26 protein-coding genes are annotated in these 23,327 nt (G+C 71.2%); 14 read left to right on the top strand and 12 right to left on the bottom strand.

Features of this window, described 5'->3' with window-relative positions:
* Positions 1–178: 178 nt before the first annotated feature.
* Together ACI2K4_RS25295 and ACI2K4_RS25290 are read right to left on the bottom strand one after the other, a co-directional pair.
* Positions 179–514 (bottom strand): DUF3817 domain-containing protein, encoded by a 336-nt coding sequence (locus tag ACI2K4_RS25295; RefSeq protein WP_404514707.1) that lies wholly within the window; start codon positions 512–514, stop codon positions 179–181.
* Positions 515–530: 16 nt separating this feature from the next.
* On the bottom strand, positions 531–944 hold the full coding sequence (locus tag ACI2K4_RS25290) for a hypothetical protein (RefSeq protein ID WP_404514706.1): 414 nt from the start codon (positions 942–944) through the stop codon (positions 531–533).
* Positions 945–1,080: 136 nt separating this feature from the next.
* On the opposite strand from ACI2K4_RS25290, the gene ACI2K4_RS25285 reads away from it, so the two are divergent.
* From ACI2K4_RS25285 to ACI2K4_RS25275, 3 genes are all read left to right on the top strand, one after another.
* The gene (locus ACI2K4_RS25285) at positions 1,081–1,437 is read left to right on the top strand and encodes a DUF6158 family protein (protein ID WP_404514705.1); all 357 of its coding nucleotides are present in this window, start codon (positions 1,081–1,083) and stop codon (positions 1,435–1,437) included.
* Between the two features lies 1 nt (position 1,438).
* Entirely contained in the window at positions 1,439–1,774 is a 336-nt protein-coding gene (locus ACI2K4_RS25280; protein ID WP_404514704.1) for a hypothetical protein, read from the top strand.
* Positions 1,775–1,857: 83 nt separating this feature from the next.
* Positions 1,858–2,400, top strand: a complete 543-nt coding sequence (locus ACI2K4_RS25275) for a DUF1360 domain-containing protein (RefSeq protein WP_404514703.1) — start codon at positions 1,858–1,860, stop codon at positions 2,398–2,400.
* A gap of 42 nt (positions 2,401–2,442) precedes the next feature.
* Here the strand turns inward: ACI2K4_RS25275 and ACI2K4_RS25270 are convergent, their stop codons facing one another.
* Positions 2,443–2,649 carry a hypothetical protein gene (locus ACI2K4_RS25270; RefSeq protein WP_404514702.1) on the bottom strand — a complete coding sequence of 69 codons (207 nt, stop codon included), beginning with the start codon at positions 2,647–2,649 and terminating at the stop codon, positions 2,443–2,445.
* A gap of 404 nt (positions 2,650–3,053) precedes the next feature.
* Positions 3,054–5,306: a transglycosylase domain-containing protein gene (locus ACI2K4_RS25265; RefSeq protein ID WP_404514701.1), complete on the bottom strand. Its 2,253-nt coding sequence runs from the start codon at positions 5,304–5,306 to the stop codon at positions 3,054–3,056.
* A 313-nt stretch (positions 5,307–5,619) separates the two neighbouring features.
* Here ACI2K4_RS25265 and ACI2K4_RS25260 point away from each other — a divergent pair, with 313 nt between their 5' ends.
* Together ACI2K4_RS25260 and ACI2K4_RS25255 are read left to right on the top strand one after the other, a co-directional pair.
* On the top strand, positions 5,620–6,912 hold the full coding sequence (locus ACI2K4_RS25260) for a M16 family metallopeptidase (protein WP_404514699.1): 1,293 nt from the start codon (positions 5,620–5,622) through the stop codon (positions 6,910–6,912).
* Positions 6,909–8,255, top strand: a complete 1,347-nt coding sequence (locus tag ACI2K4_RS25255) for a M16 family metallopeptidase (RefSeq protein WP_404514698.1) — start codon at positions 6,909–6,911, stop codon at positions 8,253–8,255. The genes ACI2K4_RS25260 and ACI2K4_RS25255 overlap by 4 nt, the downstream gene beginning before the upstream one ends.
* 41 nt (positions 8,256–8,296) lie before the next feature.
* Here ACI2K4_RS25255 and ACI2K4_RS25250 read toward each other — a convergent pair whose 3' ends face one another.
* Positions 8,297–9,235 (bottom strand): phosphatase PAP2 family protein, encoded by a 939-nt coding sequence (locus tag ACI2K4_RS25250; protein WP_404514787.1) that lies wholly within the window; start codon positions 9,233–9,235, stop codon positions 8,297–8,299.
* A gap of 224 nt (positions 9,236–9,459) precedes the next feature.
* Here ACI2K4_RS25250 and ACI2K4_RS25245 point away from each other — a divergent pair, with 224 nt between their 5' ends.
* From ACI2K4_RS25245 to ACI2K4_RS25220, 6 genes are all read left to right on the top strand, one after another.
* The gene (locus tag ACI2K4_RS25245; RefSeq protein ID WP_404514697.1) at positions 9,460–9,900 is read left to right on the top strand and encodes a hypothetical protein; all 441 of its coding nucleotides are present in this window, start codon (positions 9,460–9,462) and stop codon (positions 9,898–9,900) included.
* Positions 9,897–10,970: an MFS transporter permease gene (locus ACI2K4_RS25240; protein ID WP_404514696.1), complete on the top strand. Its 1,074-nt coding sequence runs from the start codon at positions 9,897–9,899 to the stop codon at positions 10,968–10,970. Before ACI2K4_RS25245 ends, ACI2K4_RS25240 begins: the two co-directional genes overlap by 4 nt.
* Positions 10,971–11,008: 38 nt before the next feature.
* Complete coding sequence (locus ACI2K4_RS25235) at positions 11,009–12,040, top strand: aspartate-semialdehyde dehydrogenase (RefSeq protein WP_404514695.1); 1,032 nt, start codon at positions 11,009–11,011, stop codon at positions 12,038–12,040.
* Between the two features lie 71 nt (positions 12,041–12,111).
* Complete coding sequence (locus ACI2K4_RS25230; protein ID WP_404514693.1) at positions 12,112–12,552, top strand: PPOX class F420-dependent oxidoreductase; 441 nt, start codon at positions 12,112–12,114, stop codon at positions 12,550–12,552.
* A gap of 125 nt (positions 12,553–12,677) precedes the next feature.
* On the top strand, positions 12,678–13,748 hold the full coding sequence (locus tag ACI2K4_RS25225; protein ID WP_404514692.1) for a Gfo/Idh/MocA family oxidoreductase: 1,071 nt from the start codon (positions 12,678–12,680) through the stop codon (positions 13,746–13,748).
* A gap of 274 nt (positions 13,749–14,022) precedes the next feature.
* Positions 14,023–14,439 (top strand): CBS domain-containing protein, encoded by a 417-nt coding sequence (locus ACI2K4_RS25220; RefSeq protein WP_404514691.1) that lies wholly within the window; start codon positions 14,023–14,025, stop codon positions 14,437–14,439.
* A gap of 159 nt (positions 14,440–14,598) precedes the next feature.
* On the opposite strand, the gene ACI2K4_RS25215 is transcribed toward ACI2K4_RS25220, so the two are convergent.
* Together ACI2K4_RS25215 and ACI2K4_RS25210 are read right to left on the bottom strand one after the other, a co-directional pair.
* On the bottom strand, positions 14,599–15,363 hold the full coding sequence (locus ACI2K4_RS25215; protein WP_404514786.1) for a DNA glycosylase AlkZ-like family protein: 765 nt from the start codon (positions 15,361–15,363) through the stop codon (positions 14,599–14,601).
* Positions 15,291–15,698, bottom strand: coding sequence for a DNA glycosylase AlkZ-like family protein (locus ACI2K4_RS25210; RefSeq protein WP_404514690.1), 408 nt, complete (start codon positions 15,696–15,698; stop codon positions 15,291–15,293). The genes ACI2K4_RS25215 and ACI2K4_RS25210 overlap by 73 nt, the downstream gene beginning before the upstream one ends.
* Before the next feature lie 224 nt (positions 15,699–15,922).
* On the opposite strand from ACI2K4_RS25210, the gene ACI2K4_RS25205 reads away from it, so the two are divergent.
* Both ACI2K4_RS25205 and ACI2K4_RS25200 read left to right on the top strand, forming a co-directional pair.
* Positions 15,923–16,297, top strand: coding sequence for an SCP2 sterol-binding domain-containing protein (locus ACI2K4_RS25205; RefSeq protein ID WP_404514689.1), 375 nt, complete (start codon positions 15,923–15,925; stop codon positions 16,295–16,297).
* The gene (locus ACI2K4_RS25200) at positions 16,294–18,411 is read left to right on the top strand and encodes a glycogen debranching N-terminal domain-containing protein (RefSeq protein ID WP_404514688.1); all 2,118 of its coding nucleotides are present in this window, start codon (positions 16,294–16,296) and stop codon (positions 18,409–18,411) included. The genes ACI2K4_RS25205 and ACI2K4_RS25200 overlap by 4 nt, the downstream gene beginning before the upstream one ends.
* A 54-nt stretch (positions 18,412–18,465) precedes the next feature.
* Here ACI2K4_RS25200 and ACI2K4_RS25195 read toward each other — a convergent pair whose 3' ends face one another.
* On the bottom strand, positions 18,466–19,179 hold the full coding sequence (locus tag ACI2K4_RS25195; protein ID WP_404514687.1) for a type 1 glutamine amidotransferase domain-containing protein: 714 nt from the start codon (positions 19,177–19,179) through the stop codon (positions 18,466–18,468).
* A gap of 206 nt (positions 19,180–19,385) precedes the next feature.
* Here ACI2K4_RS25195 and ACI2K4_RS25190 point away from each other — a divergent pair, with 206 nt between their 5' ends.
* Positions 19,386–19,964, top strand: a complete 579-nt coding sequence (locus ACI2K4_RS25190) for a CGNR zinc finger domain-containing protein (protein ID WP_404514686.1) — start codon at positions 19,386–19,388, stop codon at positions 19,962–19,964.
* A 174-nt stretch (positions 19,965–20,138) separates the two neighbouring features.
* On the opposite strand, the gene ACI2K4_RS25185 is transcribed toward ACI2K4_RS25190, so the two are convergent.
* The 4 genes from ACI2K4_RS25185 to ACI2K4_RS25170 form a co-directional block, all read right to left on the bottom strand.
* Positions 20,139–20,402, bottom strand: coding sequence for a hypothetical protein (locus ACI2K4_RS25185; protein ID WP_404514685.1), 264 nt, complete (start codon positions 20,400–20,402; stop codon positions 20,139–20,141).
* Positions 20,395–20,718: a DivIVA domain-containing protein gene (locus tag ACI2K4_RS25180; protein WP_404514684.1), complete on the bottom strand. Its 324-nt coding sequence runs from the start codon at positions 20,716–20,718 to the stop codon at positions 20,395–20,397. The genes ACI2K4_RS25185 and ACI2K4_RS25180 overlap by 8 nt, the downstream gene beginning before the upstream one ends.
* Before the next feature lie 136 nt (positions 20,719–20,854).
* Complete coding sequence (locus ACI2K4_RS25175; protein WP_404514682.1) at positions 20,855–22,912, bottom strand: glycogen debranching N-terminal domain-containing protein; 2,058 nt, start codon at positions 22,910–22,912, stop codon at positions 20,855–20,857.
* The gene (locus ACI2K4_RS25170; protein WP_404514680.1) at positions 22,909–23,298 is read right to left on the bottom strand and encodes an SCP2 sterol-binding domain-containing protein; all 390 of its coding nucleotides are present in this window, start codon (positions 23,296–23,298) and stop codon (positions 22,909–22,911) included. The genes ACI2K4_RS25175 and ACI2K4_RS25170 overlap by 4 nt, the downstream gene beginning before the upstream one ends.
* Positions 23,299–23,327 lie beyond the last annotated feature (29 nt).

The raw sequence follows: 23,327 nt of genomic DNA, 5'->3' as shown, positions 1-23,327 counted from the left end.
CCGTACCGGTCGCTCTGGTCCGGCGGCGACCGGTACGGCGGACGACCGGCTCGCCGTGGCGATTCACGTCGCCGCTCACGGTTCACTCAGGACGGTCCAGCACCGGGGCGTGGGTGCGCGTGCGACACGACCCCACCGCCGTGCGGGAGGGGCACCCACGCGCCGGACCGGCCGGGGGTCAGCCGGCCACGGTCTGCGGTGTGGGCTGCTCCTCCCGCGCCTGGGCGCTGATCCGCCGGTGTACCACCCGCTCGGCGTAGAACGACACGAACGGCACGGTGCCGGCGAGCATCACCAGCAACATCTGCCCCAGTGGCCACTTCGCCCGCCGGGTCACGTCGAACGCGGCCACCAGGTAGACCATGTACAGGAAGCCGTGTGCCGGTCCGACCGTCTCCACCACCACCGGCTGGTCCCAGCCGTACTTCAACGGCATGCCCACCACCACGAGCATGATCAGCACGACGCCCACCACATAGGCGATCACACGGTATCGGGTCAGGGCTGCGCCCACTTCGTTCCGTTCCTTCCTACCGGCCGGGGCCGGGGTAGTCGCCGGGCTTGGCGCCCGGGTTCGCGTTCAACCACGACAGGTAGTGGTTGTACTCGCTCAGTTCGGGGTCGCTCTCCTCCGCCGCCGGCACCAGGACGCGGGCGGTACGGGCCGAGCGCACCGGGCGGCGTACGCCGGGGGCTCCGGCCGGGGGAGGTGGCGGCGTGGGGTCGGCGGGCTCGCCGGGACGCAGGGTGTGCCGGGCCTCGCGAATCCAGAGGAAGATCACGAAACCGGCGAAGACCGGCCACTCGATCGCGTACGCCCAACTGAGCGTGTTGCCGGCCGCCGCCCGGCTGATCTGCCACCAGCCGAGCGCCAGGAAGCCGGCCACGAGCACGAGGGTGAGCACGTGGCGGCCGATCCACGCCGGTGTCCACAGCCGTCTCATGGCTCTAGAGCGTACCGGCGATCGGGCCGACTCTCCGACGTGGCGTCGTAGTAGCGCCCGTCGAGGTGTGGTTTGGGGCGTACCCGGGGTGGGCAACCGTCCAGTCGCCAACCCAGTCGAGTTAGCGGGGGCGAGGATGACCGATTCAGCGCGAGGTGCCCGGTTCGGGACGGGTGGGTCCGCCGACGACAGTCCCGAGCAGCGGGTGGGTGAGTGGGACGGCGACCATCTGCGCGACCGGGATCCGGTCGCGGCGGGTTACGTCGTGGTCGAGGAGGCCGAGGATCTCGGCATCGACCCGGCCGAACTCGGCGACGAGGACCTGATCCGAGAACTGCACAGCCTGCACCGAACCCGGCTGGACACCCTCCGGCACGCCGCCGACACGGCGCTCGCCAACCATCTGCGCCGTACCGCCGAGCTGGAGACCGAATATCTCAGCCGGCACCCGGGTCGAGAGGTCGACCCGTCCCGGCTGCGGGACGGGGACTGACATGACCGCGCACGCCGAGCGGGGGATGGACGCACCACCGGAGGTGGTCTTCAACACCGCCACCGACCCGGACCGGGTCGGCGCCTGGCTCCCGGCGCCGCTGCGCACCGACGGCGGCACGCCGGCCCGGGTCACCGGCGCGCTCGGGGCGCACTGGGAGACCAGGGGCTCGCCGAACTGGTCGGCCCGGCTCCAGGTCCGCTCCACCGACGCCGGTGGGGCCAACGTACGGCTGGAGCTTGAGGCCGACCAGCCGGACCGGGGACTCGACCGGCTCGCCGACGAGTCGCTGGTGAACCTGGCCCGCGAGGTCGCGGAGAACCTGACCCCGGGTTGAGCCTGACCTCGGCTTGAGCCTGACCTCGGGTTGAGCCGCGCCGAACTTGTCACCGGATCGATATTGTCGCGAGGGGACCGCGAATGGATGTACGGGGCAGGGTGGCACGGCTGCGCCGGGCGTACGCGCCGCACGAGCACCGGCCGCTCGGCGGTTACCTGGTCGCGCTCGGCGCCTACGGCGGGGTCATCGCCGGGCTGACCGCCGTGGTGCGGGTCACCCGTACCCCGGTGCCGCAGGCGCCGTCGACCTCGGACGTCGTGCTGCTCGGCATCGCCACCCACAAGCTCAGCCGGCTGCTCAGCAAGGACGCCATCACCAGCCCGTTGCGTGCCCCGTTCACCAGCTACGACCGGCCGATCGGCCACGGCGAGGTGATGGAACAGGTACGTGACCAGGGCAGCGGGACCAGGCACGCGCTCGGCGAACTGCTGAGCTGCCCGTTCTGCCTGGCCGTCTGGGTGGCCACAGGGCTCACCGGTGGGCTGGTGCTCGCCCCTCGGCTGACCCGGCTGGTGGCCACCGCACTGACCTCGGTGGCCGCCTCCGACTTCCTGCAACTGGCGTACGCGACCGCGCAGCGCAAGGCCGACGGCGGTGCCGTACCGGAACGGGACGACGACTGACCGTCGGGGCACTGACCGTCGGGGGCCGAGGGGTGCCCGTGCTCAGGCCGAGGTGCCGCCGAGCAGTTCGGCCGCCTCGTCGACCGCGTACTCGCCCTCGGGCATGGCGGTGATCCTGGTCAGTAGCTCGGCCGGCAACTCGGCCGCCACCGCGCGCCGGTGGATCTCCCCCTGGGTGACCCGCTCCTGCCCGTCGTAGAGGTCGTCGAGCAGGTCGTCGAGGTCGGGACGAAGCTGGTCGTCGGTCACGCAAGCCCAGCTACCCGGTACGGGCTCGGGCAAACGCGCCGGCCGGGGGACGCGTGCGGACGTACCCCCGTCGGTGCGACACATGGTGACATGGACCACAGTGTCAGCCGGAATCCCGACCGGGGTTGGGTCGTTGTGATGACTGTCGGTGTGACCAGTGTCCCCGGGCCTCACCTAATAGCCCTCGCGGAATACCGTTCGGCTGGAGCCGCGTCGTGCCACTCGCCGAGAGGCGACCTGCACACCGACACCCGCGCCGCCCATGGCAACAGCCGTGGGCGGCGTAATTTTTTTGCACCGTTTCGTCCGTGCCGCCGACGGTCTTGTCCGTGCCGACGGTGTCGTCCGTGCCGCCCACGACGTCGGTCGTGGGCGGCATTCTCGGGCGACCTCCCCAGGCCCGGTCAGCGGTCCGGCGGCGACTCTCCCCGGACCGGAAACCCCATCAGCTCCGCCGACGCCCTCGGGAAGTCCCGTTCGGGCTGCTCGCGCATTGCCGCCGCGAGCGTCTGGCCGACCGCGGGGTTGACCACCTCGCGGGGCATCTCGACGGTTCCCTCCGGCCAGTCCGGATCGGCCAGGATGCCGGCGACGGTGAGCGAGGTCGTGGTTACCACCAGGGAGGCGGTCCGGCGGCCGTCGGTGGTTCCGCTCTTGCCCGCGACCGGATGCCCGACCAGGCGCCGCGTGTCACCCGCCGTCGACTCCCGGCACCGGTCTGCGGTGGACCGGTCGCCGACCGGGCACCGGGCCGCGTCGATGGCCGCGTACGCGACCTCCGGCCGGACCGCCTGGTCACAGCGTGGGCGTACGGCGTCGAGCCGGCCGCCGGACCGGTCCCTGATCTCCTGCACCGGTGTCGGTACGCAGTGCCGTCCACCGGCGGCCAGGGTGGCGTACGCGTTGGCCAGGTCCAAGGGTGTGGTCGCCGAGACGCCGAGGGTGAACGCCCCCCAGCGGTCGGCCGACTTCCGGTCGTCGGCGAGCGCCGCGTCGGCCGGGGCCCGGAAGCCGATCCCGAGTCGCCGGGCCACGTCCACCGCGTTCGCCGCCCCCACCCGTTCGACCAGCGGTACGAAGTAGGTGTTCACCGAGGCCCCGAGCGCGGTCCACATGTCGTGCCGACCGGCCATCTCCTCCTCGTAGTTGCGCGGGCAGTAGCGGTCGCTGCCGGGGCAGGCCGCCGGACTGCCCGGCTCGACCGTGTACGACGACTCGTAGCGCTGCCGGGCGTCGATCGAGTGGGACAGCGGGATGCCCTGTTCCAGGGCGGCCACCACAGTGAAGATCTTGAAGGTGGAGCCGGCCTGGTAACCGTGGACGTCCCCGCCACCGGTGAGCAGCGGATTGGTGGTAAGGGGATAGGTGCCCCGGGCACCGTTGGCGGCCCGGGCCGGGTCGGTCGCCGGTCCGTTGGTCGGCTTGGCCGGATCGTCCAGGGCGAAGGTGCGGTTGGTGGCGAGCGCGCGTACCCGCCCGGTCCCGGGCTCGACCGCCGCCAGCATCAGCGCCTGGGGCGCCCCGGTCGGCAGTTCCCGTTCGATGTTGTGGTGCGCTGCCTCCTGCGTCTCGGCGTCCAGACTGCTGACGATCCGGTATCCGCCACCGCGCAGCCGCCGCTCCCGGTCGTACTCGGTGGCGCCGAACGTCTCCTGCCCGAGCCACCAGCGGTAGAGGTAGTCGCAGAAGAAGCCCCAGTGCCGCTTGCCGGTGACGGCACAACCGTTCGCCGGCACCCGCCCCTGCACCGACAGCGGTACGGCCCGCGCCGCGTCCGCCTCCGCCGCGTCGATCGCCCCGGTCTCCACCATCTGGCCGATCACCCAGTCGCGCCGGTCGAGCGCCCGCGTCGCCCCGGGGCCGGTCCGGTCCAGCGGGTCGTAGAAGCTCGGCGACTTCACCAGTCCCGCCAGCACCGCCGCTTCCGGCACGGTCAACTCCCGGGGGCGTTTGCCGAAGTAGAACCGGCTGGCCGCCGAGACGCCGTAGGTGCCGTGGCCAAACGGGGCCAGGTTCAGGTAGCGCTGGAGGATCTCGTCCTTGCCCAGGTGCGCCTCCAGCACCGAGGCCATCCGCATCTCCCGCAGCTTCCGCTCCTTGGTGTGCTCGCTCGCCGCGATCACCGTCTCGGGATCGGCCGCCGAGTACGTGGCGGACATCCGTACCAGTTGCATGGTCAGCGTCGAGGCGCCCTGCTGCGCGCCGACGGTGTTGGCGACCAGGGCCCGCAGGAAACCGCGCAGGTCGATGCCCTTGTGCCGGTGGAAGCTGTGGTCCTCGGCGGCGACGATGGCGTCGCGCATGGCCGGGGCGACGTCGGCCAGCGGCACGTCCTGGCGGTTCTCGTCGAAGAAGACGGCGAGCGGGGTGCGCCCGTCGCGGGCGAAGACCCGGCTCGCCTGCGGTGCCTCGGCCACCCGGAGTTCCACCGGAAGGCTCTCGAACGCCTCCATCCCGGCCTTGGCCGCCAGCCCGGTGACCGCCAGCGCGGGAAAGGCCGCAGCGGCGACCAGCACCCCGGCCGCGACACCGGCGACCAGCATGGTGCCGATCCTGATCATGCGTACCTGCCGGGCGGACCGGGGTAGCCGGTGGGTGGCGGGGCGCCGACCGGTGTCGGGATCCCGGTGCGGGCGAACGTGTCGGTGCGCGGGCATTCGAGACCACCTTCGGGTTCGACCGGCAGCGGACGTGACCGACCGGCGCGCGTACGTCCGGTGCCGGTGGCGCTCCACCCGGCGACCGGTGTCGGCGCGCCCGATCCGTACCCCAGTAGATCTGCCACGCCCTACGGCGGTGGCCGTCGTCGCCAGGTTCCCCCGAAGGGGACCCCCGTTTCCCCCGTTCGGCGGTAAGGAAGGGCCCCTTGTTAACGCATAGCGTTAACAAGGGGCCCTTCCTTACACAGGTGCGGCGCCGCGTGGCGCCACCTGTGCCGTGGTGGTGGTCGGATCGGATAGCGTCGTGCCCATGCCCGAGACCGGTTACCCCTGGCCGATCGAGACCACGCGCCTGGACAACGGCCTGCGCGTGGTCGTCAGTGAGGACCGCAGTGCCCCCGTGGTCGCGGTCAACCTCTGGTACGACGTCGGGTCGCGGCACGAGCCCGACGGCCAGACCGGCTTCGCCCACCTGTTCGAGCACCTGATGTTCGAGGGCTCGGTCAACGTGGCCAAGACCGAGCACATGAAGCTGATCCAGGGCTCCGGCGGCTCGCTCAACGCGACCACCAACCCGGACCGGACCAACTACTTCAACACCGTGCCGGCCGAACACCTGGAACTGGTGCTCTGGCTGGAAGCCGACCGGATGGGCGGCCTGGTGCCGGCGCTCACCCAGGAGACGCTGGACAACCAGCGCGAGGTGGTGAAGAACGAGCGGCGGCAGCGGTACGAGAACGTCCCGTACGGGGACGCCTGGCTGCGCCTGCTGCCGTTGCTCTACCCGCCGGGGCATCCGTACCACCACTCGACGATCGGCTCGATGGCCGACCTGAACGCCGCCGACCTGGCCACCTTCCAGAACTTCCACGTCACCTACTACGCGCCGAACAACGCGGTGCTGACCGTGGTCGGCGACACCTCGCCCGGCGAGGTCTTCGCGCTGGCCGAGAAGTACTTCGGCCGGCTCGCCCCGCGCCCCGACATCCCGCCCGCGCCGGACGGACTGGTGGTGCCGTCGACCGGCGTACCGGCCAGCGAGACCGTGCACGCCGAGGTGCCGGCGCCGAGGGTCTACCTGGCCCACCGGACCTACCCGTTCGGCACCCCGGAGTACGACGCGGTGACCGTGCTCGGCACCCTGCTCGGCAGCGGCCGGGGCAGCCGGCTCTACCAGCGGCTCGCCGACGGCGCCCGGTTGGCCCAGCCGGACAACATCGGCTCGTACGGGGTGGACCTGGCGCACGCCCCCGCGCCACTGATCATCACCGCCACCGCCCGACCGGGGGTGAGCGCCGACGAGTTGACCGCCGGGCTGACCGAGGTGGTGGACGAGCTGGCCGACGGCGGCGTGACCGGTCAGGAGCTGGACCGCGCCCGCGCCCTGCTCACCACCGACTGGTGGCGTTCGCTGTCGACGGTCGACGGCCGCGCCGACACCCTCGGCCGGTACGCCACCCAGTTCGGCGACCCGGCCAGGGCGGCGGACCGGCTACCGAACTGGTTGGCGGTCGGCGCGGACCAGTTGGCCGAGGTGGCCGCCGAGGTGCTGCGCCCGTCGGACCGGGTGACCCTGACCTACCTGCCCGAGGAGAGCGCATGACGCTGATCGTTGACCGTCCGGCGACGGGCGAACCCCGGCCGTACCGGTTCCCCCGGGTGGTCCGGCGTGCGGTGGCCGGCGGTGAGGTGGTCGCCGCCCACCTGCCCGGCCACAACCTGGCGGCGGCCACGCTGCTGATCGACGCGGGCGCCGGGCGGGAGCCGCTCGGTCGCGAGGGGCTCGGCGGCGTGCTGGCGAAGGCGCTGGAGGAGGGGACCGCGCGTCGGGACTCGACCGCGTACGCGCTGGCGCTGGAGGGGCTCGGCACCGAGCTGAGCGTCGGTAGCGACTGGGACGCCTTCCAGGCCGGGGTCCAGGTGCCGGTGCGCCGGCTGCTGGCCGCCGTGGAACTGATGGCCGAGGCCGTCCGGACGCCCAGGTTCGACCCGGCCGACATCAACCGGGTACGCGACGACGAGGTGACCGCGCTCCGGATGTACTGGGCCAACCCCGGCCCCCGGGCCGACGCCGCCTTCCGGGCCGACCTGTTCGGTGCCGACCGGAGGCAGGGCCGGCCGTTGGACGGCGACCCCGAGTCGGTGGCGGCGATCGGTGTGGACGACGTGAGCGCGTTCCACGGCGAGTGGCTGACCCGTACCGGCACCCTGCTGGTCGCGGGTGACCTGGACCGGATCGACCTCGACGCGCTCGGCGCGGCGGCGTTCGCCGGAGCCGTCGGCGGGGCGCCGCCGGCCGACCCGCCGCTCGACCTCCCGCCCGGTGGCCAGCGGCGGATCATCGTGGTGGACCGGCCCGGCTCGGTGCAGTCGACCCTCCGGATCGGGCACACCGCGCCACACCGCGCGCACCCCGACTACGTGCCGATGACCCTGGTCGGCACGGTGCTCGGTGGTGCCTTCACCTCCCGGCTGAACCACCTGCTCCGCGAGGTGCGCGGGTACACCTACGGCATCCGGGCCGACTTCGGCCTCTCCCGGCGCTTCGGCCGGTTTGTCGTCGCCAGCAACGTGCAGACCGCGGTGACCGCGCCGGCACTGGTCGACGCGATCGGCGAAATCACCCGTACCCAGGGGGAGGGCGTGACCGAGGCGGAGCTGGCGGTGGCCCGGTCCTGGCGCGCCGGCCAGCTCTCGGTGGAGTTGCAGTCGCCCCGGGCGATCGTCGGTGCGCTCGGCACCCTGGTGCTGTACGGGCTGCCCGACGACTACCACGCCACGCTGCGCACCCGGCTGCTCGCCGCGACCGAGGCGGAGGTCTCCACGGCCGCCGCGACGTACCTGCGCCCGGAGAGCCTGACCCTGGTGGTGGAGGGTGACGCGGCGACGATCCGGGACGAGATCGTGGCGACCGGGCTCGGCGAGGTGGTGGACGCCGCGCGCTGAGCCGTCGCCGTACCGCCGCCGTAACACCGCCGCCGGGCCGGTCAGCGAATCCGCTGGCCGGCCCCGGTCCCGTCTTCGCCGGTCCCGTCTTCGCGGGCTCTGTCGGCGGTGCCGGCCCGGCGTGCCGCCCACCAGCGTTCGCCCGCCCCCACCAGCAGGAACACCGCCGCCACGTAGGCCCAGCCGACGAGCACGTCGATCACGTAGTGCTCACCGGTGTAGACCAGCGTGAACGTCATCGCCAGCGGGTACGCCAGCAGCACCGGCCACCACCGGCGTCTGACCGTCGGCAGGAAGAAGAGCACCACGAAGAGCGCGAACGCGGTGTGCAGGGACGGCATCGCGGCCACCGGGTTCGAGGCGAGCTGGAGCACGTTGAGCGTGTTGCCGGCCCCGTGCAGCCCGAACTCCTGCCAGCCCCGGTTGGAGGTCCGGGCCACCTCGACCGGGAGGAAGCCGTGCACCGAGGCCCACCACGGCGGGGCGGCGGGATACACGAAGTAGGTGACCAGACCGGCCAGGCTGAGCGCGAACCAGCGGCGCATGAACGCGGCCCAGCGCGGCCGGGAGACCAGCCAGAGCACCACCGCCGCGGTGAGCGCGGCGACGAAATGGGAGAAGTACACAAAACTGGCGAGGACGTCGTACCAGCGGACGTCGGGGTGGAGCAGGTTCCGCTGCAACCAGATCGTCGGGACCTGCCCGCCGGTCGCCCAGCCGAACATCCACTCGTCGGCCTGGATCAGTTCGGTGACGTGCGGCGCGAAGTAGTCGTCGGCGAACCCGCGCGAGATGTTGTAGATGGCGAGCAGGACGACCACCGGCAGCCAGTCCCGGGCGAAGGTCAGGTGCTGCCGCCACGGCAGGTGACTGCGCCAGGCGACGGTCGCCGTCCAGAGCCAGAAGAACGCGTAGACCGGATCGGTCGGCAACCCGACCAGCAGCCAGCCGAGCACGAAGGCGACGACCCACAACGCCATCGCGCCGATCCGTCTCCGACGCAGGTCGGCCGCCGTACGCTCGGGCGGCTCCCCGGTCGTCGACCCCGCCGGTCGCTCCTCGGTCACGGAGATCCAGGCTAGCTGTCCGCGCAGGTCAGAGCGGTCGGCAGGGCGGTTATGGGGGAATTCGGGTACGGGGGCGCGGACGAGACATGCGGTCGCGGAACGTGATCTTTTTCGCGCTCGGCCGTATCGTGCGGCGAATGGAATCGCTGACCGCTCGCGGTCGTCTGGTCCGGGTGGTGGTGACCCTGGTCGGTTCGGGCCTGCTGCTGGCCGGGACCCTGGTCGGCTCGGACGACCACTTCCCGTTCGGCCCGTTCCGGATGTACGCGACCACCGACCGGCTCGACGCGCCGGTGGCCGAGGCGCTGGTGCTGGCCGGCGACGCGGCGGGAGGCAGACTCGTGCTGACCGAACGGGAGACCGGCATCCGGCGGGCGGAGATCGAGGGCCAGCTCAGCCGGTTCACAGCGGATCCGGCGCGGCTGCGCCTGGTGGTCGACGCCTACCACCGGCGCAACCCGGACCGCCCGCCGCTGACCACGGTCTCCATCGTGATCCGTCGACACGGGATGACCGACGGACGGCCGAACGGGGTCGACACGGACGAGACCGTCGTCGACTGGCAGGTGTCCCGGTGAGGCGGGTGGGTGACTGGCTCACCGTACCGGTGCCGCTGGGCCGGGCGGCGGCGTTCCGTACGGTGATCTATCTCTTGGTGGCCGCGGACATCGTCTTCTTCACCGGGTGGATCCGGAGCCGGACCGCCGTCTCCGGTGACCTGTACGCGCCGTTGCTGGTCGGCCGGGTGCTGCCCCTGCCGACGCCGAACGCGACCCTGGTCACGGCGCTGTTCTGGCTGCTGCTGGCGGCGACCCTGGCCGCCGCGACCGGGCGGGCTCCCCGGCTGCTCGGCTGGACCGTGCTCGCCCTCTACTTCGAGTGGCTGGTCATCGCGTTCAGCTACGGCAAGGTCGACCACGACCGGTTCGGCATCCTGGTGGCTCTGGCCGTGCTGCCGACGATCGGCCGGGCCCGGCACGGCGACCCGACCGCCAGCGCCAAGGCCGGATGGGCCCTGCGGGTCACTCAGCTCGCGGTCATCGCGACCTACTTCCTGGCCGCCTGGGCGAAGCTGCGGTACGGCGGGCTCGACTGGCTGACCGGCGCCACCCTGGCCCGGGCGGTGATCCGGCGCGGTACGTTCGTCAGCGAGTGGCTGCTCGACGTGCCGAACCTGCTCGTCCTCGCCCAGTTCGGGATCATGGCGTTCGAGCTGGCCAGCCCGCTGGTGTTCGTCCTACGCGGTCGGGCCCGGTACGCCATGATCGCCTTCTTCTATTTCTTCCACGCGGTCACCTGGTCGGCGATCACCATCTCGTTCATGCCACACCAGGTGGCGATGAGCGGTTTCCTGCCGCTGGAGCGGGTCCGGCCCGTGGTCTGGGTACGGCGTCGGCTCGCCGGCTTGTCGACCCGTACCGGCCTGCCGGCCGCCGCCCCACCCGAGGTGCCGGTCCCACCGCTGGCCTCGGTCCCACCGGAGGTGTCGGTCTCACCGGGGGCACCGGTCCCGCCCGTGGCGGCGGTTCCACCGTTGGCGGCGGTTCCACCGGCGTTGGCGGCGGTTCCACCGGAGGTCCCGGTCTCGCCGGCCGCGCCTGGGACGCCGGTGGGACCGGTCGCTCCCGGGGGCGCCGGTGGGAACTGACTCGTGGTCCGGTCGATCGTCTGGGTAGCCTCGCAGGCATGAGGATTGGCATTGTGGGCGCCACCGGCCAGGTCGGTGGGGTCATGCGGCAGGTGTTGGCCGAGCGGGAGTTCCCGGCGGAGCAGGTGCGGTTGTTCGCCTCGTCCCGGTCGGCCGGTCGGCCGCTGCGCTGGCGGGACACCGACGTGACGGTCGAGGACGCGGAGACCGCCGACTACCGGGGTCTGGACATCGTGCTCTTCTCCGCCGGTAAGGGGACGTCGCGCGTACTCGCTCCGAAGGTGGCGGAGGCCGGCGCCGTGGTGATCGACAACTCGTCGGCCTGGCGGATGGACCCCGACGTACCGCTGGTGGTGGCCGAGGTCAATCCGGAGGCCGCCGCCAACCGCCCGAAGGGCATCATCGCCAACCCGAACTGCACCACCATGGCCGCCATGCCGGTGCTGCGCCCGTTGCACGAGGAGGCCGGGCTGGTCAGCATGGTCGTCGCCACCTACCAGGCGGTCTCCGGTGCCGGCCTGGCCGGCGTCGCCGAGCTCGACGAGCAGGTGCGCAAGGTCGCCGAGCACGCCACCGGACTGACCTTCGACGGCGCTGCGGTGGACTACCCGGCCCCGCGTCAGTTCAGCCAGCCGATCGCGTTCAACGTGCTCCCGCTCGCCGGCTCGATCGTCGACGACGGCTCCGCCGAGACCGACGAGGAGCAGAAGCTGCGCAACGAGAGCCGTAAGATCCTCGGCATTCCGGAGCTGCGGGTCTCCGGGACCTGCGTCCGGGTACCGGTCTTCACCGGGCACTCGCTGCAGATCAACGCCCGCTTCGCCAACCCGATCAGCCCGCGTCGCGCGACCGAGTTGCTGGCCGCAGCGCCGGGTGTGGCGCTGGAGGAGGTGCCGACCCCGCTGCGGGCGGCTGGCCGGGACCCGAGCTACGTGGGTCGGATCCGGGCGGACGAGACGGTCGAGCACGGGCTCGCCCTCTTCTGCTCGAACGACAACCTGCGCAAGGGCGCGGCGCTCAACGCGGTGCAGATCGCCGAACTGCTCGCCCGTACCGGCTCGGCGGCCTGAACCGCCCGGACCGACCCACCGCGACCATTCTGACCTCGACCATTCTGACCTCGACCATTCTGGAGGAGCGCATGGCGGGCGACCGGTTGGACGGGCCGCTGTTCGAACTGTTGGCCGGCCGGACGGTCGGAGTACTGGCGACGATCAAACGGGACGGCCGACCACAGTTGTCCAACGTGGTTTACCACCTGGACCGGGAGCGGAACCTGCTCCGGGTCTCCGTGGCCGAGGACCGGGCCAAGACCGCCAACCTCCGCCGGGACCCGAGGGCGAGCCTCAGCGTCAGTTCGGCCGACGGTTGGGCGTACGTCGTGGTCGAGGCCGACGCCGAGCTCTCCCCGACGGCGGCCGAGCCGGACGACGCCACCGTCGAGGAACTGGTCACCGTCTACCGGGCGTTGCGCGGCGAGCACCCGGACTGGGACGACTACCGTCGGGCGATGGTGGCCGAGCGGCGACTCGTCCTGCGGCTCACCATCCGCCGCCTCTACGGCCTGCCCCCCTCCGCCTGACGCCCGACCCGCCCGGCTGACCACCCAACAACCTCCGAAGAGTTAGGAAGGGCCCCTTCCTATACAAAAAGCGATAACAAGGGGCCCTTCCTTCGCCTCGGGGTGGGGCGCGTTTAATACCGCTCATGAGTACGGAAAAGAGCGCTGACCTGCGCGTCGGCATCCTTGGATATGGCATCGGTGGACACCGTTTCCACGCACCGCTGGTGGCGGCGACGCCGGGCATGTCGGTTGCCGTGATCGTCACCGGCGACCCGGACCGGGCCGGGCAGGCGCGGGCGGGTTACCCGCAGGCGCGGGTGGTGCCGACCGCCGACGACCTGTTCGCCGCAGCCGACTCGCTGGACCTCGTGGTGGTCAGTACGCCGAACCGGACCCACGTGCCACTCGCCCTGCGCGCCATCGAGTTGGGCCTGCCGGTGGTGGTCGACAAGCCGTTCGCCCCGACGGCGGCGGAGGCGCAGCGGGTGGTGGACGCGGCGACGGCCGCCGGTGTCGGCCTGACCGTCTTCCAGAACCGTCGGCTCGACTCGGACTTCCTGACCGTACGGAAGGTGCTGGCGTCCGGGCGCCTGGGCAACGTCTACCGCTTCGAGTCCCGGTACGACCGCTGGGTGCCGAAGCCGAAGGAGAACTGGCGCGAGTTCGGCGATCCGGCGGAGGCCGGTGGGCTGCTCTACGACCTCGGCGCGCACATCGTCGACCAGGCGCTGCAACTGTTCGGCCCGGTGGCCGAGGTCTACGCGGAGATGGACCGGCGGCGGCCCGGGGTGGTGGTGGACGACGACACCTTCGTCGCGTTGTCCCACGTCAACGGGGTGCGGACGCACCTCTGGGCGTCGGCGCTGGCCGGCACCCGCAACCCGCGCTTCCGGGTGCTCGGCGACCAGGCCACGTTCACCAAGTACGGCCTGGACGTGCAGGAGCCGCAGGTGCTCGACGGAAAGCGGCCCGGTGACCCAGGCTGGGGCGTGGAGCCGGCCGAGCACGCGGGGGTGTTGGGGGTCAACGACACCGTCGAGACCGTCCCGACCGAGGTCGGCCAGTATGAGCGGTTCTACGCCGAGGTACGGGAGGCGCTGCTCGGTCGGGGTGACTTCCCGGTCGACCCGTCCGGGTCGGTGCAGGGGCTGCGGGTGATCGAGGCGGCACTGGTCTCGGCCACCGAGCGGCGCGTGGTCACGCTCGAGCACTGAGCGGCGCGTCGCGGTCGCCTCGAGCATTGATCTGCGGTCGCGCTCGGCCGCTGAGCGGCGTGTCGCGGTCGCGCTCGGCCGCTGAGCGGCGTGTCGCGGTCGCGCTCGGCCGCTGAGCGGCGTGTCGCGGTCGCGCTCGGCGCTGAGCGGCGTGTCGCGGTCGCGCTCGGCCATCGGGCAGGTTCGCCCCGCCGGTCGGGAACCGGCGGGGCGGCCTTCGTTACCTCTCGACGGGTGCGGGTAGACGGCAACCGCCGACAGAGAGAGGAGCGCCATGACGACCGTCGGAGAGTTCATGACTACCCGGTTGGTGACCATGGACGGCACCGACACGCTCACGGCCGCGGCCCAGGAGATGCGGGACAGCGCCATTGGCGACGTGATCGTGACCAACGGGGACGCGGTGATCGGCATCGTCACGGACCGGGACATCACGGTACGTGGGGTGGCGGACGGGCTGGACGTGACAACCGCGACGCTCAGTCAGATCCTCACCCAGGATGTCGTCACGGTCACCCAGTACGACGACGCGGTGGCCGCGGCCGACCTGATGCGGACGTATGGCGTACGGCGACTGCCGGTGATCGAAGAGGGACGGTTGATCGGGCTGGTCTCGATCGGCGACCTGGCGGTCGAGCGCGAACCGCAGTCGGTGCTGGCCGACATCAGCGCCGACGACCCGAACAACTGAACCGCCCCGCTCGTCGCCGGACCGGTGGCGGGCGAAGCACGAGACGACAGGCCGTGACCGCGCCGATTTCTCCACCGGGAGTCGGCGCGGTCACGTCGGCGTGGTCGGCCGGACCTTCTGCCCGGCTCGGCTCACTCCTCTCAGCTCACTCCTCTCAGCTCACTCCTCGACGGTCACCCGTACGTCCGGGACGCCCCGCGCGGCGGCCAGGTGCTCGGCCTCGGCCTCGATCGCCGCGCGGACCCGGCCGGGAAGAGCGCCGAACGGGAGGACCGCGACCTCCAGTCGTCTCCGCCCGGCGAGCCGGGCCCGCCAGGTGCCGAGGATCTCGCCGTCGACCAGCAGCGCACCGGGGTTGCCGATGATCCGCCACACCTGCGCGTGCCGACTCCTCTCCGGCACCAGCAGGTTCCGGTCCCGTGCCTGGAGGTAGGGGTCACCGGGCGGTAGCAGCCGGACCAGCCGGGGTGGCGCCACGGCGAGCAGGTCGGGCAGGTTCTCCGGCGGCAGGTACACGACGCGGCCGTCCAGGCGGACCTCGGCCAGGTCCTCCGGCCAGACCCGGCGCAGTTCGCGCGAGGAGGTGCCGAGCCAGGCGGCGGTTTCGACCAATGTCGCCGGCCCCAGCAGCCGAAGGTAGGTCCGGACCAGGGCGGAGGTGCCGGACGCCTGCTCGGGCACGGCGGGCCGGTCGGCGATCGGCGCCAGCATGGTGACCGAGCCGGTGGGTTCGAGTCGTACGCCACCGGCCAGGCCGGCCTGCTGGAACAGCGAACCGGAGATGTGGGTCGCCGCGCAGGCGGAGCAGGCGTACGTCACCTCGGCCGGGACGAGCGCGCTGACCGCACCGCTCACCTCGCCCTTCGGCATCGGGGCACGCAGCACGGTCCGGAAGGCGTCGGCGGCGGCCCGGAAGGCGGCCAGCCCGAGCGCGGCGGCTCCCTTGACCTGGCTCTGCTCGCGATCCGGCGACCGGCGTCGGCGTCACCCAGCGGCCAGAGCGCGGCGGTGAGCGCGGGCAGGTCGCCCCGGCGGTGCAGGTGTGGGGCGCCCCGGGCCGCCCAGACCAGGGCGAGCGAGTCGTCGTCCAGCGCCGCGGTGGTGCGGTTGGCCAGTGCCAGTCGGGCCGAACCGTACGGGGTGTCCTGCACGCCGAGGTCGAGCACCGCGAGTTCGCCCGGCGGCAGGTCGGTACGGGCGAGTTGGGTCGCGTACACCCGGTAGGCCAGCACCCGGTCCCGGTCCACCTCGACGGTCATGTCCCCCTCCACACCTCCATGTCCCCTCCGCACCTCGGGTTGTCGGAGCGTAACCGCCCGGTACGACCCGGCGCCGGCCCGAGGGTCGCGTGGCGGGAGTGGCACGGGGGACGACTGCGACGGGGCCGGCGCAACCTCACCCCTCCCGGACGATGCCCGACCACCGCGACGTGCGCGACGCTCCGGAGAAGTGACCACCCGCGCAGTTGGGAAGAGGGGGACCGATGGCAGATCCGACCACCGAGTTCTTCGACGGGCTCGGCCACCGCGGGCCCGACCCGATGTTGACCAAGGTCAGGGGCACCGTCCGGTTCGACCTCGGGCACCGTGACGGGACCGACCACTGGGTGCTGGTGATGAGCGAGGGGAACATCAGCGCCAGCCGGGGAGAGCGCCCGGCCGACTGCGTGATCAGCACCGAGCTGCGGTTCTTCGACAGGGTGACCACCGGCGACGCGAATCCGATCGCGGCGTTGCTGCGCAACGAGATCACGGTCGAGGGCAACCTCATCCTGTTCCACTACTTCCAGCGGCTCCTGCCCGGTCCGCCCGGCGCCCACGACCCGCGCGAGATGGTCCGCGAGAGGCGGGGCAAATGACGGATCTGGTCAGCATCCTCGACGGCAACACCTTCCTGGTCAGCGATTCCCGGGGCGACATCGACCCGTCGCCGACGTTCCCCACCGGGCTGTTCTCGTTCGACACCCGGTTCCTTTCCCGCTGGGAGCTGAGCATCGACGGCCAACGGCTCAACGCGCTGTCGATCGACGACCTCCAGTACTACGAGACCCGGTTCTTCCTCGTCCCCGGTGAGCCGACGCACTACGTCGACGCGAAGGTCTCGGTGATCCGCCAGCGCACCATCGGCGGCAGCTTCGACGAACAGCTCACAGTCCTGAACCACCAGGGCGAGCCGGTCGAGCTGAACGTGCGGATCGAGGCCGGCTGCGACTTCGCCGACCTGTTCGAGATCAAGGACGTACAGGAGAAGGTCGGCGCGGCCCAGGCGTTTGTCGAGGACGGGAGGCTGCGTCTCAGCTACCGGCGGGACACCTTCCGCCGGGAGACCGTAATCTCCTCCACCGTGCCGGCCGAGGTCGACGAGCACGGCCTGACCTACCGGATCCGGATCGAGGCGCACGCGGAGTGGACCACCCGGCTGCACGTCGAGACCATGGTGGAGGGCGCCGGCGGGCGGGACCTGCGGCTCGGCCTGATCAACGCGCCCAGTCGGATCAAGAAGGAGATGCAGAAGGACCTGGCCGAGTGGGTGGCTCGGGCGCCGAAGCTGGCCTGCGACTGCGAGCCGCTCGGCGACACCTACGACCGGAGTCTGGCCGACCTCGCGGCCCTGCGTTACACCCCGCTCTCGTTCGAGGCGAGGGTGCCCACCGCCGGCCTGCCCTGGTTCATGACCCTGTTCGGCCGGGACAGCATCTTCACCTGCCTCCAGTCACTGCCGTTCACCCCGGAGCTGGCCGCGCCGACGTTGCAGATCCTCGCCATGAAGCAGGGCAGCAAGCTGGACGACTTCCGGGACGAGGAGCCGGGCAAGATCCTGCACGAGCTGCGGTACGGGGAGTCCGCCGCCTTCGAGGACCAGCCACACTCGCCGTACTTCGGCGCGGCCGACTCGACCCCGCTCTTTGTCATCCTGCTCGACGAGTACGAGCGGTGGACCGGTGACGTGGAGCTGGTCCGGCGGTTGGAGCAGGAGGCGCGGGCCGCGCTGCGCTGGATCGACACGTACGGCGACATCATGGGCAACGGTTACATCTGGTACGAGCGGCGCAACAGGCGCAACGGCCTGGAGAACCAGTGCTGGAAGGACTCGTTCGACGCGATCTCGTACCGGGACGGCCGGTTGCCGGAGTTTCCCCGGGCGACCTGCGAGCTACAGGGCTACGCCTACGACGCGAAGATGCGCGGGGCGCGGCTGGCCCGGCGGGTCTGGCACGACCCCACTTTCGCCGACCGGCTGGAGCAGGAGGCGGCGGACCTGAAACGCCGGTTCAACCAGGACTTCTGGGTCGAGGACGGTGAGTACTACGCGCTTGCCCTGGACGCCGACGGCGGAAAGGTCGACGCGCTCTCGTCCAACATCGGGCACCTGCTCTGGAGCGGGATCGTCGACGAGGAGCGGGCCGGCCGGATCGCCGCGCACCTGCTCGGCCCCCGGCTCTTCTCCGGCTGGGGGGTGCGCACACTGGCCGAGGGGGAGGGGCGGTACAACCCGGTCGGTTACCACGTCGGCACGGTCTGGCCGTTCGACAACTCGTTCATCGCCTGGGGGCTGCGCCGGTACGGCTTCGACGAGGAGTCCGGCCGGATCGCCGAGGCGATCATCGACGCGTCGCAGTACTTCCGGGGCCGGCTGCCGGAGGCGTTCGCCGGGTACGACCGGGCGTTGACCAAGTACCCGGTCCAGTACCCGACGGCGTGCAGCCCGCAGGCGTGGTCGACCGGCACTCCGATGCTGCTGCTCCGTACGATGCTCGGCCTCGAACCGCACGACGAGCACCTGGTGGTCGACCCGGCCCTGCCACAGGGCATGGGCCGGGTCGAACTCCTGGACATACCGGGTCGGTGGGGCAGGATCGACGCGTTCGGCCGGGGTCGGGTCGACATCCACCACGAGCAGCAGGTGGTGGACCTGGAGAGCGAACGCTCCACCCAACCGGTCTTGCAGGCCCTGCCCGACACCTCACGCTGACCCACCGAAGGAAGGGCCCCTTGTTATCGCTTTTTGTGTAGGAAGGGGCCCTTCCTAACGCCGGGCGGCGAGCTCCTTCAAGATCGCCTCGGCCGTCGCCCGCCCGGACTCCGGGTTCTGCCCGGTCACCAGGTTGCCGTCGACCACCACGTACGAGCCCCAGGCGGGACCGGACTCGAACTCGGCACCGGCCCCACGCAGCCGTTCCTCCAGCAGCCAGGGTGCGTTGTCGGCCAGACCAACCTGCCGCTCCTCGTCGTCGGTGAAGGAGGTCATCCGGCGCCCCTTGAACAGCCAGGCGCCGTCCGGGTCACCGGCCGCGAGGAAGCTGGCCTGGCCGTGGCAGAGCGAGGCCACCACCTTGGTCGGGTCGGGCAGCAGGGCCGCCAGCACCCGGGCGATGTCCGGGTTGACCGCCAGGTCCTGCATCGGGCCGTGGCCGCCGGGGGTCAGCACGCCGTCGTAGTCCGCCGGGTCGACGTCCTCCAGACGTACGGGTGACTCCAGCAGGCCCGCGGACTGCTCCAGGTACGCGCGGAAGTCGGCGACCTTCGCCTCGTCCCCGCCGTTCACCGAGAGCTCCAGGCTGACCTGGTCGACCACGGGGGTCCGACCACCCGGGGTGGCGATGGTCACGTCCACCCCCGCCTCGGTGAGCAGGCGGTGCGGCACCACGAACTCCTCGGCCCAGAACCCGGTCGGGCGCTGGCTCCCGTCCCGCTGGCTCCAGGTGCGGGCCGCGCTCAGCACCATCAGGATCGATGACATGGGTTACCTCCAGGGATGTGCGGCCAACGGCGGACCGCCGGCCGGTAGGACGCGGCGCGTTCCCGCGTCGCTGTTACGACCGTATCAGGTTCGGTCATAACCAGCGAACGGACGATGGTGAAACCGTTGGGAGCGTATGCTGTTAACTCATCACGGGCGGCGCGATGGCGAGATAGGGTAGCGTTGCGGCGAGGGGGTGGATGACCATGGAACGGACAGCGGGGTGGATTTGTCCGCCCGGCCTCTGTGAGAGCTCGGCCCTGATCCTGCGCTTCGTCAACACCCGCCCCTCCCCCAACGGGCGGGTCGAGGGGCTCGCCGACCAGGCCGGACTGGCGAACTGGCTGGCCGACGCCGGTCTCGGCGAAGGGGCGTCGGAGGTCGGCTACGCCGACGTGGTGGCGGCTCGGGAGCTACGGTCCGCCTTCGAGACCATCCTCCGGGCGCACGCCGGCTGCGTCGACGATCCGGCGTCCGTCCCGGCGGCCGAGGCATATCTCCAGCGGATCGCCGAGCGTCATCCGCTCACGCCGAGGCTCACCGCCGACGGCTGCACCTTCGTCCCGTCGCAGTCCGGCGTGCCGGGCGCGTTCGGCGCGCTCTTCGCCGCGTCGGCCGATCTCGCCGCCCGGGGCGGCTGGTCCCGGCTGAAGGTGTGCAAGAACCCCTCGTGCCACGCCGGCTTCTTCGACAAGACCCGGAACTCGTCCGGCCTCTACTGCGGCGCCACCTGCGGCTCCCAGATGTCGATGCGGGCCTACCGCAGCCGACTCAAGACCGCCTAGCGTCCGATGCCGCCTGGCCTTCGATGCCGTCCGGCATCCGACGCCGCTCACCGCTCAAGACCGCTCAGCGCTCAAGACCGCTCAGCGCTCAAGACCGCTCAGCGCTCAAGACCGCTCAGCGCTCAAGATCGCCTGGCGTCCGAGGGCGGCGCGTGGCGTCGGGGCGGCGAACCGTCACGACAGCTCGGGCTCCCGCCTGGTGACCGGCCGGTCCGTCCAACCGACAAACCGGTCGGTCAACTCCTGCTCGGTCAGTGCCGGCAGCTCGCCGCGAGCCTGCTCCAGCCAGAGCCGGAGCTGGTTGCCCAACTCGGCGGGGTTGCCCTGGTAGAGGTACTTCAACCGGCGCTTCCGGACGGTGCAGGGCCACTCCTGTCCGCAGGAGACACACGACCAGTTCGGTCGCAGGGCCACATGGTTGGTGACGGCGTCACTCACCCCGCCGCTCCCGGGGATGCGGCCGCCGGTAGAGCTCCTGCGCCTCCTGCCGGCCCCGGACGGAACATTCACCGTGCTGGCTCTGCCATTCTCGTAGTGCCATCTTCATCCGGTTGGCCTCCTCACGCGCGCTGACCAACTCCCGGTACAACACCGCCAGGTCGACCTCGACCAGATGGAGGAACTCGCGTACCTCGCCGGGCGCGTAACCACGTCGACCGATCGGGGTCGGGCCGAATCTCTTGCGGTGCACATCCTGAGGGGTCAGCAGAGTCCGTCCCGGTGAGCGACCCGCCGGGTCGCGCTCGTACTCCATGGACCTCATCCCGATCCCATTGACGTGTCTGACGTGGGCCAAACGGAAACTGGCAGGTAGGCGTGACGGTAACGGCTATCGCGTCACCACCCCTGGGACAGTCGTATTTCCGGCAGTTGCGTGTCCCCGAGGTGGACTAGTCGGTCGTCCGGTGAGCCGCGGTACGCAGCCGACCCCGGCCGAACGCGTCGATCCGTCCCCACCTGCCCGGTATGCCGAGCAGTTCGATCCGACCGAGGCTCGCCGGTACGGCGGGACGCACGGTCAGGCCGTCGTCCTGTGGCTCCAGCCCGAGCATCGTACGGAGCAGGAGCAGCGGCGCGCCCGCCGACCACGCCTGCGGGCTGCACGCGGTCGGATACCGCACGGGGTACGTGGTGAGGTCCCGGTCGTATCCGGCGAACGCCTCCGGCAACCGGCCCTGGAAGTACTTCGCCGCGTCGATGATGCTCTCCGCGATCCGGGCGGACTCCTCGATGAACCCGTACCTCGCCAGGCCGGCGGCGATGATCGAGTTGTCGAACGGCCAGACCGTTCCGACGTGGTAACCCAGTGGGTTGTAGCGGCCGTTCCCGTTGGCCAGCGTGCGTACCCCCCAGCCGGAGAACATCGACGGGCCGAGCAGGTGGCGGGCTACGTCACCGGCCCGTTCCTGGTCGACGATGCCGCTCCACAACAGGTGGCCCATGTTGGACGCGAGCGCGTCGATCTGACGCCCGTCCCGGTTCAGCCCGAGCGCGTAGTAGCCGCCGTCGCTCACCCAGAAGTCGCGGTTGAACCGTGCCTTGAGGTCGGCCGCCTCCCGCTCCAGCCGGTCGGCGAGGGCCGGGTCGTCCCAGAACGTACGCGCCAGCCGGGCACCACGGATCTTCGCGTCGTAGGCGTACCCCTGAAGTTCGCAGGTGGCCCGGGGGAAGTCGGGCAGCGTGCCGTCCCGGTAGCAGACCGCGTCCCAGGAGTCCTTCCAGCACTGGTTCTCCAGGCCGGTACGGCGGTTGCGTCGCTCGTACCAGACGTAACCGTTGCCGAGCAGGTCGCCGTACTCGTCGATCCAGCGCAGCGCCGCCCGCCCCTCGTCGGCGAGTTCGCGGACCAGCTTCGCGTCACCGCTCCAACGCTCGTACTCGTCGAGCAGGATGACAAAGAGCGGAGTGGCGTCGGCCGAGCCGTAGTACGGCGAGTGCGGTTGCTCCTCGAACGCGGCCGACTCGCCGTAGCGGATCTCGTGCAGGATCTTGCCCGGCTCCTCCTCCCGCAGATTGTCGAGTCTGGTGCCCTGTAGACCGGCCAGGGTGCGCAGGGTCGGCGGCGCGAGCTCCGGGATGAACGGCAGCGACTGCAGGCAGGTGATCAGGCTGTCCCGGCCGAACAGGGTCATGAACCAGGGCAGGCCGGCGGCGGGCAGCTTCTCCTTGCGTAGCAGGCCGGTGTAGCGCAACGCCGCAAGGTCGATCACGCTGCGTTGGTACGAGTCGCTCAACGGCTCGCAGTCGCAGGCCAGGTGCGGTGCCCGCGCCACCCACTCGTCCAGCAGCCGCTGCACCTCGGGGCGGCCCCGACCCCGTTCGAAGGTGTGCAGCTCCGCCACCGCCGTCTCGTCCCCGCCGGGGAAGAGCGTGACCACCCGCAGCAGGGTGCTCCACCTGCCGTGCGGCTCGACCGTTATCCGGAAGGTGATGCCGTGGTCGTCGATCTCGGCGCCGTCGTCGGCCGCGATGAGGGTCTCGCGGAAGAAGGCGCCGCGCCGGTACTGCAGCCGGAGCTTGCCCTCCTCGACGAGAGTCGCCACCTCACCGCGCTTCGGCAGCAGGTTCTTGATCTCGAACAGGTCGGCGAAGTCACTGCCGATCTCCAACCGCACCGTGTACGAGGCCGGTTCCTCCTCGTGGTTCAGTACGGTCAACCGCTCCTCGAACCCGCCGCCCACCGTACGTTTGCGGATCACCGACGCCTTGGCGTCGATGTAGTGGGTCGGTTCACCGGGCGCGAGGAAGAAGCTGGTCTGGAAGTACCGCAGGTCGTCCACCGCGAGCGAGTGCAGGCGCTCGCCGTTGACGGTGAGTTCCCAGCGTGCGATGAACCGGGTGTCGAGCGCGAAGAGGCCGGTCGGGAAGGTGGGCGACGGGTCGATGTCGCCGTTGCGGTCGCTGACCACGAAGGTGGCCCCGTCCAGCACGCTGATCGGTTCGGTCACCGGTCCACCCGTTCGCGGGCCATCCGCTCACGGACCACCTGGCGGGGGTCGACGGCGTCCGGGGCGGCCGGGAAGAACCGGCGGAACATGATCAGCAGGGCGAAGTTCCCCTCCACCACGCACTCGGTACGGATCATCGCGGAGATCAGGTTCGCCTCGCCGGTGGTGAACCGGTCGAACAGGTCCTCGGCCACGTGGACGACGCAGTCGGCGTCCCGTCGGTCCTGTGAGACCAGGATGTTGCCGTGGTGCATGGCGACGTACCAGTGCGAGACCTTGGTGCCGTGGCGCAGGTCGAAGCGCATCGTGCCCCGGACCTTGCTCGGTAGCAGGTCGTTCGCCTGTTCGCCGAGGCCGTGGAAGAAGTTCGTGGTCGCCTCGCTCACCGCACCCCCCGTCCGGCCCGCCCCTTCGT

Source organism: Micromonospora sp. NPDC050397 (assembly GCF_044901685.1).
In the GTDB taxonomy this organism is placed as follows: domain Bacteria; phylum Actinomycetota; class Actinomycetes; order Mycobacteriales; family Micromonosporaceae; genus Micromonospora_G.
This window is presented reverse-complemented; position numbering and strand designations above follow the sequence as displayed.